The organism is Azonexus sp. IMCC34842 (assembly GCF_050368855.1).
In the GTDB taxonomy this organism is placed as follows: Bacteria; Pseudomonadota; Gammaproteobacteria; order Burkholderiales; family Rhodocyclaceae; genus Azonexus; species Azonexus denitrificans_A.
Genome location: NZ_CP178449.1, coordinates 986,815 through 1,004,379 on the forward strand (window position 1 = coordinate 986,815; position 17,565 = coordinate 1,004,379).

The following is a 17,565-nucleotide window of genomic DNA, read 5'->3' on the forward strand; positions in this document are numbered from 1 at the left end:
CTTATTCGCCGGCCGGCGTGTCCTCGTCGAGATCCCACAATTGGTGTGTATCGAGCAGCAGGCGGTAGCGCAGTTCCAGCGCTTCGAGCTGGAGCAGGCGGGTCGCCAGCTGCGCTTCGTTGGCCAGGCGACGAGCGGCCAGCAGGTCGTTCAGGCTGCCTTCGCCGAGCTGGTAGGCGCGGGCCGTCAGGTCGGCGGCCTGGCCGAGCCGTTCGGCCGCGCTGCGGCTGGATTGCCAGCTTGCATGCGCGGCGCTGGCCGTGTGATAGAGCGCCGCCGCCTCGGCGGTGATGCGTTGCAAGGTGGCCGCTTCCTGGCGGCCGGCGACATCGGCCTGGGCCAGCGCGGCATTGGCGGTGGCGCGGCGGGCGCCGCCCGGTAGCGGGATGTTGATGTAGGCGCCGACGATCTGATCCTCGCCGCCGCGTTCGCGCGCGACATGCAGACCGAAGGTCGGGTCGGGCACCCGGTCGCGGCCGCTGCGCCCGGCAAGAATCTGGGCGCGCTGCACTTCGCCGCGCGCCACGCCGAGTTCATGGTTGTGTTCGAGAATGGCGTTGATCCACTCGTTGGCGTCGCCGGCAATCGGCACCGGCTCGGCGATGCTGCGCGGCGCAACGAGCGGCAGACCGGGAAAGCGCCGGCTCAGATCTTCGCCCGCCGTGCGTTGGCGAGCCTGGGCCTGGGCCTGTTGGGCGGCGGCCTGGGCGAGCGCCGCCTCGCTCTGGATGGCTTCGAGGCGGGCGGCGTCGCCGAGTTGCTGGCGCCGTTGCACGGCCTTGCTTTGCTTTTCCAGCAACGCGACCTGTTCGCTCCACTGGGTGGCCGAGGCATTTTCCTTGAGCCAGACGAACCAGGACTTCAACAGGTTGCGGCTGGTTTCATGGCGGGCATCGCCGCGCGCGGTTTCGGCCAGGGCGACGCCGGCCGCACCCAGCTCGCCATCGAGCGAGGATTTGCCGGGCAAGCGCAGCGGTCGCTCGATGGCGGCATTCCATTCGTTGAAGCGCTCGTTCGGGCCGGTGCTCGGGTAGGCCTTGCGCTGCTGGCCGCCGAGCCGGATGCTCCATTCGTAGGGGCCGGCTTCCAGGCGCTGGCGGTTGGCTTCCTCGACCTGGATCTGGCTGCCGGCGGCCTGCACCGTCGGATGGGCGGCGAGGACGCGGGCGACGATTTCGGCCGGTGGCAGGTTGGGCGCCGGTTCGGCGGCGCCGGCCGAGCCGGCCGAGCCGGCCAGGCCGGCCAGGCCGGCGAGGAGGAGGGCGAGGATCTTGTTCATAGCCGCCCCTTGTCGATGACCGGCACCAGCCAGAAGAAGATGTTGGCTTGCGGCAGTTCCTGCTTGATCAGCGCCAGCATCTCGCGCTTGTCCGCTTCCGGGCCGACGGTGCGGATGACGGTGCGCGGCGCGTGGCCGCTGACCAGTTCGGCCGGTTCGACCAGCGGCACGACGGAACCGTGTCCTTCGGCCAAATTGGCGGTGAAACCCGGGACGAGATCCGGGCGGGAGAGCAGCAGGTCCTCGACATGCTGGGCGACATCGTTGGGCATGATCAGGGTGAGCAGGACATCAGCCATGGCGGGCCTCGCTAAAGGCGACGGTGTCTTTGACACCGAAGCGACGGAACAGGATGGGGAGGAGGACCAGCGTCAGGGCGGTCGAGGTGACCAGGCCGCCGATGACGACGATGGCCAGCGGGCGCTGCACTTCGGAGCCGGGGCCGGTCGCGAAGAGCATCGGCAACAGGCCGAAGGCAGCGATGCTGGCGGTCATCAGCACCGGCCGCAGGCGGCGCTTGGCGCCTTCGACGACGACGTCGCCGACGGCCAGGCCACGGGCCAGCAGCTGGTTGAAATAGGTCACCATGACGACGCCGTTGAGCACGGCAATGCCGAGCAGCGCGATGAAGCCGACCGAGGCCGGGACCGACAGGTATTCGCCGGCAATCAACAGGCCGAAGACGCCGCCGATCATCGCGAACGGTACGTTGGAGAGGACCAGCAGCGCCTGGCGGACCGAGCGGAAGGTTGAGAAGAGCAGGAAGAAGATCAGCGCCAGCGCCACCGGGACGACGACCATCAGCCGCGCCGCGGCCCGTTGCTGGTTCTCGAACTGGCCGCCCCAGGCCAACTGGTAGCCCTGCGGCAGCTTGACGTCGCGGCCGACCGCGGCCTTGGCATCTTCGACGAAACCGACCAGATCGCGGTCGCGGACATTCGACTGGACGACGACGTAACGCTGGGCATTTTCGCGGTCGACCTTGACCGGACCGTCGATGCGCTCGATTTTGGCAATGCTGGCCAGCGGCACGCTGGCGCCGCTCGGCAAGGTCAGGCGCAGGGCGGCGAAGTCGGCCGGCGAGTTGAGCAGGCTGCTTGGGCCGCGCAGCACGACCGGCACGCGCCGCCCCTGGTCGATGACGATGCCGACATTGCGGCCTTCGAGCAGCGACTTCAGATCGTTCTGGATGTCGTCGATGTTCAGTCCGAAGCGGCCGGCGGCCAGGCGGTCGACGGCAATCTTCAGGTATTGCACGCCGTCGTTCTTCAGCGTGAAGGTGTCTTCGGCACCCTGGACTTTCTTGATAGTCGCCACCACTTCGCCGGCCAGCCGATTCAGCGTGGCGAGCTCCGGGCCGTAGATCTTGATCGCCAGATCGCCGCGCACGCCGGTCAGCATTTCGGAAACCCGCATGTCAATTGGCTGGGTGAACGAGAAGCCGATGCCCGGGAAGTCGGCCATCACAGCGCGCAGTTGGTCGGCCAGCCAGGCCGGGTCGGGGTTGCGCCAGGTATCGCGCGGCTGGAGCACCATGAAGGTATCGGTCTGGTTGAGGCCCATCGGGTCGAGGCCGAGTTCGTCCGCCCCGGCCCGGGCGACGATCGCCTTGACCTCGGGCACCTGGGCGAGGATCGCCTGCTGGACCCGGCTGTCGATGGCGATGGTCTGGTCGAGGCCGATCGACGGCAGCTTTTCGAGCTGCATGATCATGTCGCCTTCGTCCATCGTCGGCATGAAGCTCTTGCCGAGCAGCATGAAGGCGCCGGCGGCGGCGACCAGCGCGATGCTGGCGCCGATGACGAAGGTCCGGCTGTTGGCGAGGGCGGTGGTCAGGATGCGGTCGTAGAGCGCCGACAGTTTTTTCACCAGCCACGGCTCGTGATGGACGCCGCGCTTGATCAGGTAGGAGGCGAGCACCGGCACCACGGTCAGCGACAGCAACAGCGAGGAAGCCAGCGCGAAGACGATGGTCAGGGCGACCGGCCCGAACATCTTGCCCTCGAGGCCCTGCAAGGTGAGCAGCGGCAGGAAGACGATGATGATGATGACGATGCCGGAAGTGACCGGCGAGGCGACTTCGCGCGCCGCGCGGTAGATCAGGTGCAGCGTCGGCAGGTTCTCCTGGGCATCGGCCAGCTGGCTTTCGACATTCTCGACGACGACCACGGCGGCATCGACCAGCATACCGATGGCGATGGCCAGGCCGCCGAGGCTCATCAGATTGGCCGACAGGCCGTACATCCGCATCATGATGAAGGTGGCGAGCGCCGACAGCGGCAGCATCAGGGCGACGACCAGCGCGGCGCGCAGGTTGCCGAGGAAGGCGAGGAGCAGCAGCACGACGAGGACGATGGCTTCGAGCAGGGCTTTCGAGACGGTGCCGACGGCGCGCCCGACCAGATTGCTGCGGTCGTAGAAAGGCTCGATGCTGACACCGGCCGGCAGGGTCGGGGCGATTTCAGCCAGCCGCGCCTTGACCCCGGCCACCACACTCTGGGCATTGGCGCCGCGCAGGCCAAGGACCAGGCCCTGGACGGCTTCGCCCTGGCCACTCTTGGTCACCGCGCCATAGCGGGTCAGGGCGCCGAAACGGACCTCGGCGACATCGCCGACCCGCGTCACGTTGCCGTCTTTTGCCTGCAAAACGATGTTCTTGAGGTCATCGACCGTGCGGATTGCCCCTTCGGCCCGGACCAGCAGCGATTCCTCGCCGTCGTTCAGGCGGCCGGCGCCGTCGTTGCGGTTGTTGCTTTCCAGCACCGCCTGCAGGTCGGCGAGTGCCAGGCCACGGGCGGCAAGGCTTTGCGGCTGCGGCACGACTTCGAAGGTACGGACTTCGCCGCCCAGGCTATTGACGTCGGCGACGCCCGGCACGGTGCGCAGTTGCGGCCGGATCACCCAGTCGAGCAGGGCGCGTTTCTCGGCCAGCGGCAGATCGCCCTCGATGGTGAACATGAACATTTCGCCGAGCGGCGTGGTGATCGGCGCCATGCCGCCGGTGGCGCCGGGCGGCAGGTTGCCCATCGCCGCCGCCAGGCGTTCGCCGACCTGCTGACGGGCCCAGTAGATGTCGGTGCCGTCCTCGAAGTCGATGGTGATGTCGGTCAGCGCGTACTTGGAGGTCGAGCGCAGCAGGCGCTGATGCGGAATGCCGAGCAGTTCCTGCTCGACCGGCACGGCGAGGCGCGTCTCGACTTCTTCCGGCGTCATCCCCGGGGCTTTCAGGATGATCTTGACCTGGGTCGTCGAGACATCGGGAAAAGCGTCGATCGGCAGGCCGAGAAAAGCCTGCACGCCGGCGCCGATCAACATGACGGTGAGCACCAGCATGAGCAGGCGCTGGGTCAGCGAGAAACGGATAAGGGCGTCGAGCATTATTCGCTACCCACGCCGGTGAGCAGGGCTTTCAGCCCGGAAACGCCTTTGACGGCGACGCGTTCGCCGGCCTGCAGGCCATCGACCAGCACCGAGTCGCCACCCTGGCTGATCACCCGGAGCGGCCGCGCCGTGAAGCTCAGTCCCTTGTCGCTGGCCGCCGTTTGGACGAAGACCAGGGTTTTGCCGGCATTGCGGGCCAGTGCCGAGGCGGGCAGCCGCTGGCCCTGGCCGGGCGACGCGGCGATTTCGACTTCGACGACCTGGCCGGGATAGAGGGTTGCGGTGCCCTGGCTGACCGCGGCGCGGAGCAGCACGGTCTGGCTGGCCGGGTCGACGGCACGGCCGATGGCGATCAGTTTGCCGCTGACCTCGCTGTTGGCGATCTTGATGCTGCCGCCTTCCTTCAGGCCGGCGGCCAGGGCGAGCGGTGCCTGGATTTCCAGCCAGAGCGGCGAAAGCTTGGCGATTCGGTAGATCAACGCCGAGGTCTCGACGCGTTGACCGAGTTGGACGCCCTGTTCGAGGACCACCCCGTCGATCGGTGTGGTCAAGGCCAGCGGCCCGCCCAGTTTGCCCGGGGCGACACCGGCCAGCGCCAGGCTCTGGCGCTGCTGGCTGGACTGCGCCGCCGCCTGGGCGGCGGTGGCGCGGGTTGCCTGGAGGCGGGACTCGGCGATCAGGCCTTCGGCGAACAGTTGTTCGTCGCGCTTCAGACTTTGTTGCAGCAGGGCAGCCTGGCTGCCCGACTGCAGCGCATCGCGTTGCAGTTCGAGGGCCTGCGGGCTGGCCAGATGGGCGACGACCTGGCCGCGCTTGACCGTCGAGCCGGGTGCCACGGCGAGCATTTCAACCATGCCGCCGACCGGTGCGGCGACGACGCGCATCTGTTCGTTGGGAACCAGCACGCGGCCGGGCAGGGTGCCGGTCTTGCCCGGGCCGCCTTCGCCGACGACGGCTGTTTCAATGCCCAGGGCCTTGATCTGGGCGGGCTGCAGCAGCATGGGTTCGGCAGCGCAGGCGAGGTTGCCGGCCAGGAGGGCGGCAGTAACGGTCAGTCGGGTAAGAAAGTGCATGGCTCGGCTTTCGGATGGTTACGACCGAGTCTAGGCTGGCGATCTTAATCCTTCCTTAAGAGGGGAAAGTTCTCAGCTGCTGGCGCCGCATTCAGCCGGCGACAAATAGCCGGGCGGTGTTTTTACGGCTGGCGGGCCGATCCAGCCAAAAAAGTAGGGGGCTGTGCCCCGGGCAGTATCACGACCCGCCATCGGGTTCTTCCGATCCGGCCTCGGTGTCGAGACCCCAGTCTCCCCACTTGTACCAGTCGTCGCCGAGCATCTCGGCGGGGTGTTGGGTACGCCCCGAACCGTTGCCGCATTGCAGCGAATCGGCGGGGCAATACTTGTCACAACCCCAGCAAACACGCTCGGGATGTTTCGGGTGGAGCGGAAATTTTTTGGCCATATTCTGTCCGGTTCGAAGAATTCAGGGCGAAAGCGCGGTGGTTGGTGGCGAACCGATCAGCTGGTCGGCCGTCCCGGTCCGTGGGCAAGAATGCGTTCCATGCCGGCCATCACCGTCAGGTTGGCATCTTCCATCCGGCTCAGCGCATCCAGGGCGCCGGCAAAGTCACCGACGAGGTAGCGCTGGACCGCCTTTTTGGCATGGTCGTGCACCGCCTTGTGCGGCGCTTCCATTTCCCGGTAGCCCGGTAGGCGCGAGAATTCGGCCCGGCCTTCCCCTTCGTAGTACCAGCGGCCCAGCCGGCATTGGGTTTCGTCTGGCAGTTCGTTCGGTGTGAGGTTGGAAAGGCCAAGCAGCACTTTGTACACCTCGAGCTTGAGCGTCAGTTCCTCGATGTTGGCGAGTTCGGCATTGGCCAGCCGAGAGGACGAGGCAATGCTGTCCTGCATGTGCTGCGACAGGCCGAGCAGGCGCTGCATGCTGTGCATCGCCGCTTCGCTCTCGGCGCCTTGGCTGGCGGCGCTACCCGCGCCGAGATCCATGATCGCCTTGGCCTGGTTGGTTTCCTGCTGGATACCGCTGACCAGTCCGCTGATTTCGGTTGTCGCCTTGGCGGTGCGTTCGGCCAGTTTCCTGACTTCGTCGGCGACGACGGCAAAGCCACGCCCCGCCTCGCCGGCCCGGGCTGCCTCGATGGCGGCATTGAGCGCCAGCAGGTTGGTCTGCTCGGCAATTTCCTTGATTAACTGGACGATGCCGCCGATTTCCCCGGCCCGTTGCGACAAACCTTCGACGCTCTGGCCGGCCGAGCTGATGCGTTCGACCATGGCGTGCAGGTTGCCGGCGATCTGCTCGAAGGCGGCGCGATTCGCATCGGATTCGGTCGCCGCGGTCTGGGCCGTGGCTGAATCTTCGTTCAACTGGGCCGACAGCCCCGAGAAGGATTGGCGAATGCCGGAGAGGGAGTCGCCGAAGCGGGGAATGTTGCCGAGTACGCCATCGAGCAATGCCTGGTGCCGGCGCAACTGTTGTTGCTGTTCTGCCGACTCGGCCAGCTGTTGCCGGGTGACCGCCAGTTCTTCCTGCTGCGCTGCCGCGTGCGCCTTCAGGGCCGCATTTTCGGCGAGCGCCGCAGCCAGCATCTTTTTACTCTTCAATCCGAACATGGTGCAGCCCTTCGCTGATCTGTCTAATTGTTGAGTAATTTACTCTGGTATTTCCAGTGCGCTCATGACACGGATCAAATTTGCCGTCGGCCAGCCTTTCCGCGACTTGTCGCGCCACGCCGCATGCTCCGCCGATGGCCAAAAAAAGGCCCGGAGATTGCTCTCCGGGCCTTTGTTTCATGCCGGTCGTCGTGCGCTGCCGGCTGATCTCGCGCCGCTCGCTTACTGCAGGTAGGCCGGGCGGGAATAGCCTTGGAAGTGCTTGTCGAGGACGGCCTTGTATTCGGGCGACTTGAAGGCGGCGACCAGATCCTGCGTCCAGGCCTTGTTCTGGTCTTCGGTCTTGACGGCAACGACGTTCAGGTAGTGGTCCGGGGTCTTTTCCAGGGCCAGGGCTTCGTTCAGCTTGAGGCCGGAGGCGATGGCGAAGTTGCCGGGCACCACGACCAGGGCGGCGTCATCCAGCGTGCGCGGCAACTGGGCGGCTTCGATCGGGGTCAGTTGCAGCTTGCGCGGATTCTCGGCGACGTCCTTCTCGGTCGCCTTCAGCGCGTCGATGCCGGCCTTGACCTTGATCAGGCCGTTCTGCTCCAGGAAGTGCAGGGCGCGGGCCAGGTTGGCCGGGTCGTTGGGCAGGGTGACGCGTTCGCCGCCCTTCAGCTCGTTGAGGTTCTTCAGCTTCTTGGCGTAGAGACCCATCGGGGCGACCGGCACCTTGACCACGTCGGTCAGGTTGAGACCCTTGTCGGCCGAGAATTTCTTCAGGTAGATGACGTGCTGGAACACGTTGGCGTCGAGCGAGCCCTGGGCCAGCGCGAGGTTGGGCTGGACGTAGTCGTTGAACTCGACCAGCTTGACCGTGTAGCCCTTCTTTTCGAGGATCGGCTTGATGCCCAGCTTGACCTGGTCGAAATTGGGGCCGGCGGTGGCGCCGATGGTCAGCGTCTTCTTTTCCTGGGCGGCGGCACCGGCAATCAGGCCGAGGGCCAGGCTGGCGATGAACAGGGAACGGATCAGTTTCATTTTTGTGGGAACTCCGTGGTTTGGGGGGAAAGGTTTAGCGTTTGTCGACGCGGCGGGCCAGCCACTGGCCGAGGAACTGGATGCCCTGGACGAGGACGACGAGCAGCACGATGGTGATCAGCATCACGTCGGTCTGGAAGCGGTAGTAGCCGTAGCGGATCGCCAGGTCGCCAATGCCGCCGCCGCCGACCACCCCGGCCACCGCCGAGTAGGACAGGAAGCTGACGGCGGTGATGGTGACGGCGAGGATCAGGCCGGAACGGGCCTCGACCAGCAGCACCTGGTTGACGATCTGCAGCGGCGAGGCGCCCATCGCCTCGGCCGCCTCGATGACGCCGCGCGGCACGTCGCGCAGCGTCTGCTCGATGATCCGGGCGAAATAGAAGATGGCGGCGAGCGACAGCGGCACGCTGGCGGCCAGCGGGCCGATCGAGGTGCCGACGATGTGGCGGGTGAAGGGCGACACGGCGACCAGCAGGATGATGAAGGGGAAGGAGCGGAAAACGTTGATGAAGCCGTTGGCTACCAGGTTGAAGCGGCGATAACGGCCGAGTACCTGGCCGCTGCTGGTCAGGAAGACCAGGATGCCGAGGGCGCCGCCGATGGTGATCGCGGCGGTCAGGCAGATCAGCATCATCAGGCCGGTTTCGCCGGCCGCCTTGCCGATTTCCGGCATCAGTTCGATGAAGGTGTCGAGGATGGTGTCAAACATTGGGCACCTCTGCCAGATGGCTGCCGGTGGTTGCGGGTTCGTCCGGGCTGGCCTCGCCTTCGCCGAAGTCGCGCAGCCACTGGGCGAGTTGCGATTCGGGCGGGATCCGGCCGTTGTCGATGGTCAGGCGCTCGACGATGCGGCCGCCTTCCATCACCGAAACGCGGTGGCAGAGGCGGCGGATGACGCCCATCTCGTGGCTGACCAGCAGGATGGTGACGCCGAGCCGGCGATTGACGTCGGCCAGCACTTCGAGCAGCGACTGCGTGGTGCGCGGGTCGAGGGCCGACGTCGGTTCGTCGGCCAGCAAGACATGCGGTTCGGGGGCCAGGGCGCGGGCGATGGCGACCCGCTGCTTCTGACCACCGGAGAGCTGGGCCGGGTAGGCGTCGGCTTTGTCCGACAGACCGACGAATTCGAGGCAGGTCTTGACCCGTTCGGCGATCCGCGCTTCGGCGGCGCCGCCGATGCGCAGCGGGAAGGCGACGTTGTCGGCGACGGTGCGGTTATGCAGCAGGTTGAAGTGCTGGAAGATCATGCCGATGCGCTGGCGAGCGGCGCGCAGTGCGGCCGGGCGCATCGTCATCAGGTCTTCGCCGTGGACGATGACCTGGCCGCCGTCCGGGCGTTCGAGCAGGTTGGCCAGACGGAGCAAGGTCGATTTGCCGGCGCCGGAAAAGCCGATGATGCCGTGGATTTCGCCGGGTGCGACATCGAGGTCGGTCGGCTGGACGCCGACCTGCTGGCCATCCGGGGTGCGGAAGCTTTTGCTGACACCGCGCAGCGCAATGGCCGGGGTGTCGGTTTTTTGAGTTGTCATTAGGGGGAAAACGCTGTTCTGATAATTTGGGGCGCCGTACTCGGCTACTTCGAAAGTGCCACCGACCTTGCCCGGCGGGGTGGCTTGATGCCGCCTGGCGCCGTCCGGAAAGAGGCAAGGGTGGGACTTTAAAAGCCGGACCGCGGCATTGCAACCTGATTGTAATGATGGGTATTGCGTTGTCCGGCATCGGAAAGACCGCATCCGGGCAATTTAGCCGATGGCGCGGCGGCTTGTGAAATACCGTTTATTTCTTTCCATATGCCGCAATGTTTGGCCAGTCGGCCCATCGGCGCGGGCTGCTTGGCTTTGTCTTCATCGATCAAGCGGGTTTTCGTCGGCCGGCTTTTTTATCTGCGGGTCGAGCAGGCTGGTCCACCGGATGTTCAGTTTTTTCTCATCGCTCAGCTTCTGCAAGGCGTGCAGGCGCGGCTCGTCGAACACAAAGGCGTTCTGGCCGTGGCCGATCGCCGTCAGCTTGTGGTGCAAACCGATCGCCGCCGCCGGATTGGCGCCGAGTTCGAGGATCCGTTCGAGGGCCCAGGCATCGGCCTCTTCGAACTGGGTGCCGGCAACCCACGACACGCCTTCCAGCGCTTCGCGGTTTTTCGACGAATCGAAGAGGATCGAACTGGAGCGCGTTTGCGCCGCTCCCGACAAGACCGAGCCGCCAATCGCCGATCCCGCCTGGTTGGCCAGCGCGGCCCCGGAGATTTCGGCCGCCTTGGCTATGGCATTGACGCTGTTCAGCAGCAAGGCCGCCTTGATCAGGGCGCGTAGCGGGAGATAGGCGTAGTGATAGGCCTTCATCCGCGCCCCGGCGGTTTCGGAGAGGCCCTGGGTCCACAGCACGATCCACAGCGCTTCGTCGGCTGACGGCTCGGTGCTGAAGACGGGGAGGGGGTGGGTGCTTTCCAGCCAGTGGTAATTTTGGGTGTCGGGCGCATCGCGCGGGGCGATCCGGACCCGGCCGCGGCAGACTTCAAACGGCTCGACGGAGACCCGCTTGCCGCGGGCATTGGTCACGGTAAACGGGGCGCCAAGATCGCGCAGTTCGAGCAGATAGCTTTGCATCTCGTTGCCATCCGAACTCGAGTAGCGATTGATCCTGGCTATTTTTTCGCCCCAGCCCAGGCTCGATCCCGGTGCGGCGCCAACGACGGTTGGCCGCTCATCGACGCCAAAGAACCGCACCCAGGCGACTTTTTCATCCGGTGTCAAAGCTTCGCTGCTGACGGTCACGAAGGGTAGCTCCCATTGCCGCTCGCACTCGGCGGGGCGGGAGCGGCTGCTTTTCTCGATGGCCGGGCGCAGAACGGCCAGGCCGTTCCCGGTGGCCCGGATTGCCGAGACCAGCTTGTCATCGAGCCGGCGACCGTCGTCCTGGGCGTATTTGATGCCGCAACCCGAAATGACGGCCATCAGGCCGATCAACAGTGCCGTCCGGCAGGCTCGGGTGAGCCGGTGACGGTAGCAAGGTCCGGATCGCGGCATCGCTGATTTCGTTGAGTCAGGCGCTGTTGCCGAGCATCCTGATTTCACATTGCGGCAGGGCGATGACGATGTTCCGTGCGGCGAAGGTCTCGAGTATCGTCTGGTTGACCTCGCTGATCGCTGCATCGTAGTCCGGTACGTTGACCCACGGGGTGACGCCGATCGTCACGCCGGACTCGGCAAGACGGGTAACCCCGAGTTGCGGCACCGGGTCTTTCAGGACGCGCGGATTGGCTTGCAGAATCTCGGTTATCAGGTGCAAGGCGACGTTTACATCGGTTTGGTAGGAAACGCCCAGTGCAATGTTCAGGCGCCGTATCCGGCCATAGTTGTGGAGAATCTCGCCGACGATCTTGCGGTTCGGGATCACCACCTTCGACAGGTCGGTATGCCCGAGCGTCGTGCTGAACAGGCTGATGTCGAGCACCTCGCCTTCTTCCTTGGCGATGGAAATGTAATCGCCGACATGAAAGGGCCGGGTGAAGATGATGGTCAGGCCCGCCACGATGTTGCCGAGTATGCCCTGCATGGCCAGCGCAACGCCGGCGCCGGCGACGCCGAGGCCGGCAATCAGCGGCAGAAGCTCGACGCCGAGATTTTGCAGGGCCATGATGGCGAAGAGCGCCAGGATCACCAGCTGGGCGATGCGGACCAGCAGCGAGCGGACCGGCGCTTCAAGATTCAGGCGAACCAGCAGGCGTTCGAGCAGGTTCCCGACCCAGCGGCCGACCATGTAGCCGGCCACCAGGATGATGATCGCGACGACCAGCTTCGGCCCGAAGCGAACGGCCATGTCCAGCGCGGAAGACTTGATCTGGTCGAGTGACTGTAGTGACTTATCCATGGAACACCCCCTTGTTTTGATTTACGACCGGCTTCAATCGTCGTGCCGCCCGATTACAAAGTACAGCCTGTGGCGTTCGGCTCGAGATGCGGCAGCAATACCGGCCCCATCGACTTGAGGATCTGCACCGGCAGCGCCGAGGTGAAATTGTAGCTGGCGGCCTCCGGGCCGATGACATAGGCGGTCAGGGTGCCGAAATGATTCGGGCCGATATAAAAGACGAAGGTGGCGGTGCGGTTCATCGCCACGCCGCGCGTGTTGTTGCCGCTGATCACGATGCGGTTGTCGCCGGTGCCGGTTTTGCCGCCGAGGGCCAGCGACGAGCCGTCGGCCAGTTTGAAGGCGCCGGACAGACGGCGGGCGGTGCCGCCTTCGACCACTTCGGACAGCGCGTTGCGCAGCGCAGCAGCGACTTCCGGCGCCATCACCCGTTTGCCTTCGCCGGTTTCCCGCGCAAAGCGGGTTTCGTATGGCGTATCGACGGCGAACGCCAGCTTGTCGATGCGTTGCGTCGGCAGCTGTACGCCATCATTGACAATGATGCCCATCAGGTCGGCCAGCGCTGCCGGACGGTCGCCCGAACTGCCGAGTGCAGTGGCCAGCGACGGCACCAGATGACCGAAGGGGTAGCCGAGGCGGGCCCAGCGCCGATGAATGTCGAGGAAGGCTTCAACTTCCAGCATGGTGTAGATGCGCGAGTCCTGGGCGCCTTTGAAGCGGGTACGGAACAGCCAGCCATAGACCGCCTGCCGCTCGTTGGCGCTGGCCTGCACGGTCTCGGTCCAGCTCGCTTGCGGTTTGGCGGAAAGGAAGCCGACCAGCCAGAGCTCCAGCGGATGAACGCGGGCGACATAGCCGCGGTCCGGCAGATCGTAGATCTCGGGGGCGTTGCGCGCATACAGCTTGTCAATCCGCTCGGCGGACAGCGCCTCGCCGTTCAGACGCTGGCTGAGGAACTGCTTGAGCGCCTCGGGCGAGGCCTGCGGCGACAGGTAGCGGAACACCGCGGCCAGGCGATCGGCGCCCGGGCGCAAGCCGTCGAGGAAGACGTCACGGATTTCCTCCGGCTTCTTGCCCTGATACTTGTGCCAGAAGCGGCGCAGGAAAACCTGTCCTTCGCGATCGGCGAAACGGGCGAGATATTCCAGTCGTCGCGGATCGTTGTCGTTCTTCAGCAGTTGCGCCGAACTGCCCGGCACCTGGTACATCGCATAGCGCACCACATCGCGCATCAGGCGGACGAAAACCAGGTTGATCGAACCTTGCAGCGCCTCGCGCACGGTCGGCATGCGCCCGTCGTCCTCGTGGCGGAAATTGTTGAATTCATGGGCGCCGCCGCCGGTGAAGAAGCTCTCGCCCGGGCTGGCCGAATAGTGGCGCTCGAGTGCCGCCTGCAACATTGCCGGCAGGCTGCGATCGGTCGCCGTGCTCAGGTGTTCGATCGCCCACAGCGTCAGACGGTCGTGTTGTTCGCTGCGCATCCGGCGCAGGTCGGCAGCGGGCCGCTCGGTCAGGCGCTGATGCAGTTCGGCGACGATTTCGAGATAGGTGGTCAGCACCCGCAGCTTGGCGGTGGAGCCGAGTTCGAGTTTGCTCCCCTCGTTGATGTCGAGCGGCTGGTCGGTCGTGTCGGTCTGCACGCGGACGCGGTTGCCGTCCGCCGTGCGTTCGACCAGGTTGAAGCTGTAGCGGACCAGCCCGAGCTTGGCCGGGTTGAGCATGCGCTCGCCGAGCAGCCCCTGGCGCCGGGCAAAGTCGGGATCGCCCAGTTTTTCCAGGAATTCGCTGACCTGTTGTTGCAGTGCGCCGTTCAGCGTCGTCGAGACATGGGCGTCAAAGCGGTCGAGCTCGTAGAGCGACGCGTCGAGCATGCCGGCTAGCCGGTTGCGGATCGCCGTCGTTCCCTTGCCAATGTCGGTTGGCAGGCGGGCCGGGTTTGCCTTCATGTCGCGGAACTTCAGCGGTTCGGCCAGGGCGGCGTCGCGCAGGGCCGGGCTGACCAGGCCGCTGTCAGCCAGCAGACGGACATAGCTCTGGGAGAGGCGTTCGAGGTTGTCGCGGCCGGCCCGCGACAGGTAGTACGAAGGCCGCCGGTGGGCGATCATCAGCGCCACCGACTGGTGCAGTGCCGTTCCTTGTGCCGCCAGGGTGGCGCCACTGCCTTCCGGCGCGGCGAGCAGCGCATTGACCTGGTCGAAATCGGCGGCAAACCACACCCACAACCCGTCGGCGATGCCATTGACTTCGCCGTAGCCGGGCGCCGCAGAGAGTGGCACGGTGTTCAGGTAGTCGAGCAGGACCCGGCGGCGTACCGGCAGCGTCTCTTCGCCATCCAGATAGGCGCGGACGCTGGCCGACAGCATCTGGCGCAGCTTTTCGTGGGAGTCGTAAGTCACGCCGTCGGGCGAATGGCGATATTTCTCGATCTGGGTCGCCAGCGTGCTGCCGCCCGGGGCATCGAAGTCCTCGCTGACCAGATGGCCGAGCCGACCCAGCACGGCCCGCGTGAAGCGGACCCAGTCGACAGCCGGATTCATTTTCGGCCGTGATTCGTCGAGCAGGTCGCGGTTTTCGATGAACATCAGCGCCTCGGCCATTTTCGGCGGCACCGCCGCGAAGTCGGGGTAGCCGTGATAGGGATAGCGGAAGCGGTGCAGCGTCTCGCCGCGGCAGTCGACCAGGTCCAGCCCGGCCCGCGATTTCTCGTGAAAGGGCGGGAAGTTGCCGCGTTCGGTGTAATCCATCAGCTTTCCGGAAAAACGGGCTTGCTGCTTGAGTACGAAGCCGCGGCTGCCGAGCCGCTCGATGGTCTGCGGCAGTTCGGTGTAGCCCATCCGCTGATCGAACGGACCATGTGCCGGAAAGCGGATGGCATCGCTGGCCCCGTCGACCAGCCGGTAATCGAGTCCGGCGGCGTAGTTGGCGAGGTAACTCGCCTGGAAGTGCGAGGTCTTGACCTCATTGGCGATCAGCAAACCGCCGATCAGCAGCAGCAACAGGAGCAGACCGGCCAGTGGCCTGCGCCAGCGGCGAAAAAAATGCTTTAGCGATGCGAACAACGACTGCGGCTTGTTTGGATCTTGGTGGTTCTCTGCGGGGGCCATGAATTCTGTATTTTAATTAGGAAAAATTTCGATCTCTGTCGACGCATAGTGTCAGCTAAGTCGCACGCTGTGTAAATTGCCTGCCGGCCATCAATCCTGCGCCGGCGACTTATTTGGCATGTGCCGTCCGATTCTGTCGCTGATTGATCCGTTTGGCCAGTTGCGTCGCCAAATTGAGCAGTTCGGCAGCGTTTTCCAGTCCGTCCAGGAAGCGTTGCGGAATCCCCGAGAGTCCCGTCTGGGCGCCGGCCAGCGCCCCGGTGAGCATGGCCCGCGCCAGATTCTGACCGCCCCCGTTTACCGCGTGCAGTACGGCCGATTCGAAGTCGTCGGCAAAGCGGGCCGCCAGATAGTAGGCGGCGGGGAACTGGTGATAGACCGCACAGGGCATGCCGTATACCAGCGACACCTTCCAGGCCGGTTCGATGCGAATGTCGGGATCGACCGCCGCCCGGGCGATCGAGGACTGGCTGAGCAAGGCATCCGGCGACGGGAAGCGGCCGGCGCTCGGCGCTTCCGTCTCGCCTGGGCGGGGCGCCTGCAAATTGCCGCTGGTTACCGCATGGAAGGGCAAGGCTCCCGATTTGACGCGGGCCATCAGCTTGTCCGACAGCGTGGTGTCGAGCGGCTGGCCTTCGACCAGCATGCCGAGGACCGCGCCGAAGGCGACCGTCATCGCGACGACGGTTCCGTCGTTCTGGGTGAGCAGCGTGTTGCCGGTGACGGCCGAGGCCAGCTCGGCCGGCTGCAAGGCATGGCAGACGGCGATGGCCAGGATCCGTTCGGCGGCTTCGGTGGTGTCGGCATTGCCCGCCACCTGCCCCCAGGGTAAGCCCTGTCCGACGCGCTTGCGCCAGGCTTCGCGGATCGACTGGCTGGTGTAGCCGCCAGGGCCGTGCATCGGCGTGCCGTCAAGCAGCGGGAAGAATGTTGTATCGATGCGCCGGCAGAAGTCGGCTTCATCGTAGCCGTCGCAAGCGACCAGGGATTCCAGGGTCAGGCGCAGCAGCACGCCGGACTGCGATGCCTGGCCGGCCTTCATGCCGGCGTGGTAACGCCCGGCTTTTGGCGTGGTGTAATCGGAAATCCAGGGGCCATAGTCAGCGTGCAGTTGATCCAGGTCGTAATACCAATGCGGGCCGAGGGCCAGCGCATCGCCGATGAAGGCGCCGATCAATGCGCCAGTCGCGCGGTCTTGCAGTGAATGGGCGGGCATCGTGGCGCTCCGTGATTGGACTAGGTTGGTCGCTACCGTAGCGTATCGGCCGCAGCTTGAATAGCCAGTTGTTGCGCCGCGGGTGTAGATTCTGATTTTGTCGACCGCAACGAGCTTCGCACCATGAAATTCAAGGACTATTACGAAATTCTCGGTGTGCCGCGTAGCGCAACGCAGGACGATGTCAAACGCGCCTACCGCAAGCTGGCCCGCAAGTACCATCCGGATGTCAGCAAGGTTGCCGATGCCGAGATTCGTTTCAAGGAACTCGGCGAGGCCTACGCCGTGCTCAAGGATCCCGAAAAACGCGCCGCCTACGACCAGATGGGCAGCGAGTGGAAGACCGGGCAGGACTTCCAGCCGCCGCCGGGCTGGGATGCCGGATTCGAATTCAGCGGCCGGGATTTTGCGACGGGGCCGGGCAGCGAGCCCAGCGACTTCTTCGAAGCCTTGTTCGGCCGGCGGACCGGGGCCGGTCAGCGGGCCCACATGCGGGCCCACGGCCAGGACCATCACGCCAAGGTCATGATCGATCTGGCCGATGCCTACTCCGGAGCCCAGCGCGCCATTTCGCTGCGCATGCCGGTGCTCGATGCGCAGGGCAATGTCACGTTGCAGGAGCGCAAGCTCGACGTCAGCATTCCCAAGGGCATCCGGGCCGGGCAGCATCTGCGCCTGGCCGGGCAGGGTGGTCCCGGCACGGGCGGCGGAGCGGCCGGCGATCTGTATCTGGAAATTGCCTTCAACCCCCATCCGCAGTTTCGGGTCGATGGCCGCGATGTCTATCTGGATCTGCCGCTCGCCCCTTGGGAGGCCGCCCTCGGCGCCTCGATCGCCGCGCCGACGCCGGAAGGCACCGTGCAACTGACGATTCCGCCCAACTCGGCGGCCGGTCGTCAACTGCGCCTGAAAGGCCGGGGCATTCCGGGGACGCCGCCGGGCGATCTCTATGTCGTGCTGAAACTTGTCTTGCCGCCGGCCGAGACGGAGAGTGCCCGGGAGGCCTATCGGGCGATGGCCAGGGCTTTTGCGTTCAACCCGCGAACCAAGCAGAAAGGGTGATCC

The 17,565-nt window shown here is 65.4% G+C and carries 15 protein-coding genes; 1 reads left to right on the forward strand and 14 read right to left on the reverse strand.

The genetic code is table 11. The annotated features are described in order from the left end of the window. Position 1: 1 nt before the first annotated feature. The 14 genes from ACLIKD_RS04575 to ACLIKD_RS04640 form a co-directional block, all read right to left on the reverse strand. Entirely contained in the window at positions 2–1,279 is a 1,278-nt protein-coding gene (locus ACLIKD_RS04575; protein ID WP_428827347.1) for a TolC family protein, read from the reverse strand. Next, the gene (locus ACLIKD_RS04580; RefSeq protein WP_226419122.1) at positions 1,276–1,578 is read right to left on the reverse strand and encodes a DUF3240 family protein; all 303 of its coding nucleotides are present in this window, start codon (positions 1,576–1,578) and stop codon (positions 1,276–1,278) included. The genes ACLIKD_RS04575 and ACLIKD_RS04580 overlap by 4 nt, the downstream gene beginning before the upstream one ends. Next, positions 1,571–4,657, reverse strand: a complete 3,087-nt coding sequence (locus ACLIKD_RS04585; protein ID WP_428827348.1) for an efflux RND transporter permease subunit — start codon at positions 4,655–4,657, stop codon at positions 1,571–1,573. Before ACLIKD_RS04585 ends, ACLIKD_RS04580 begins: the two co-directional genes overlap by 8 nt. Then, on the reverse strand, positions 4,657–5,733 hold the full coding sequence (locus tag ACLIKD_RS04590; RefSeq protein WP_428827349.1) for an efflux RND transporter periplasmic adaptor subunit: 1,077 nt from the start codon (positions 5,731–5,733) through the stop codon (positions 4,657–4,659). The genes ACLIKD_RS04585 and ACLIKD_RS04590 overlap by 1 nt, the downstream gene beginning before the upstream one ends. 178 nt (positions 5,734–5,911) lie before the next feature. Beyond that, positions 5,912–6,121 (reverse strand): DUF3079 domain-containing protein, encoded by a 210-nt coding sequence (locus tag ACLIKD_RS04595; RefSeq protein WP_428827350.1) that lies wholly within the window; start codon positions 6,119–6,121, stop codon positions 5,912–5,914. A 56-nt stretch (positions 6,122–6,177) separates the two neighbouring features. Further along, complete coding sequence (locus ACLIKD_RS04600) at positions 6,178–7,287, reverse strand: methyl-accepting chemotaxis protein (protein WP_428827351.1); 1,110 nt, start codon at positions 7,285–7,287, stop codon at positions 6,178–6,180. Between the two features lie 222 nt (positions 7,288–7,509). After that, positions 7,510–8,310 carry a MetQ/NlpA family ABC transporter substrate-binding protein gene (locus tag ACLIKD_RS04605; protein WP_428827352.1) on the reverse strand — a complete coding sequence of 267 codons (801 nt, stop codon included), beginning with the start codon at positions 8,308–8,310 and terminating at the stop codon, positions 7,510–7,512. Between the two features lie 34 nt (positions 8,311–8,344). After that, complete coding sequence (locus tag ACLIKD_RS04610; protein WP_428827353.1) at positions 8,345–9,022, reverse strand: methionine ABC transporter permease; 678 nt, start codon at positions 9,020–9,022, stop codon at positions 8,345–8,347. Further along, positions 9,015–9,842, reverse strand: coding sequence for a methionine ABC transporter ATP-binding protein (locus tag ACLIKD_RS04615; protein ID WP_226419130.1), 828 nt, complete (start codon positions 9,840–9,842; stop codon positions 9,015–9,017). Before ACLIKD_RS04615 ends, ACLIKD_RS04610 begins: the two co-directional genes overlap by 8 nt. A 128-nt stretch (positions 9,843–9,970) precedes the next feature. Further along, a complete protein-coding gene (locus tag ACLIKD_RS04620) occupies positions 9,971–10,168 on the reverse strand; it encodes a hypothetical protein (RefSeq protein ID WP_428827354.1) in 198 nt (65 codons plus the stop codon). Further along, a complete protein-coding gene (locus ACLIKD_RS04625) occupies positions 10,158–11,336 on the reverse strand; it encodes a hypothetical protein (protein WP_428827355.1) in 1,179 nt (392 codons plus the stop codon). Before ACLIKD_RS04625 ends, ACLIKD_RS04620 begins: the two co-directional genes overlap by 11 nt. Positions 11,337–11,352: 16 nt before the next feature. After that, entirely contained in the window at positions 11,353–12,180 is an 828-nt protein-coding gene (locus ACLIKD_RS04630; protein WP_428827356.1) for a mechanosensitive ion channel family protein, read from the reverse strand. 53 nt (positions 12,181–12,233) lie between these two features. Continuing rightward, positions 12,234–15,239, reverse strand: a complete 3,006-nt coding sequence (locus ACLIKD_RS04635; RefSeq protein ID WP_428827357.1) for a transglycosylase domain-containing protein — start codon at positions 15,237–15,239, stop codon at positions 12,234–12,236. Positions 15,240–15,393: 154 nt separating this feature from the next. Next, positions 15,394–16,500, reverse strand: coding sequence for an ADP-ribosylglycohydrolase family protein (locus ACLIKD_RS04640; RefSeq protein WP_428827358.1), 1,107 nt, complete (start codon positions 16,498–16,500; stop codon positions 15,394–15,396). A gap of 123 nt (positions 16,501–16,623) precedes the next feature. Here ACLIKD_RS04640 and ACLIKD_RS04645 point away from each other — a divergent pair, with 123 nt between their 5' ends. Beyond that, on the forward strand, positions 16,624–17,562 hold the full coding sequence (locus ACLIKD_RS04645) for a DnaJ C-terminal domain-containing protein (RefSeq protein WP_428827359.1): 939 nt from the start codon (positions 16,624–16,626) through the stop codon (positions 17,560–17,562). The last annotated feature ends 3 nt before the right edge of the window (positions 17,563–17,565 follow it).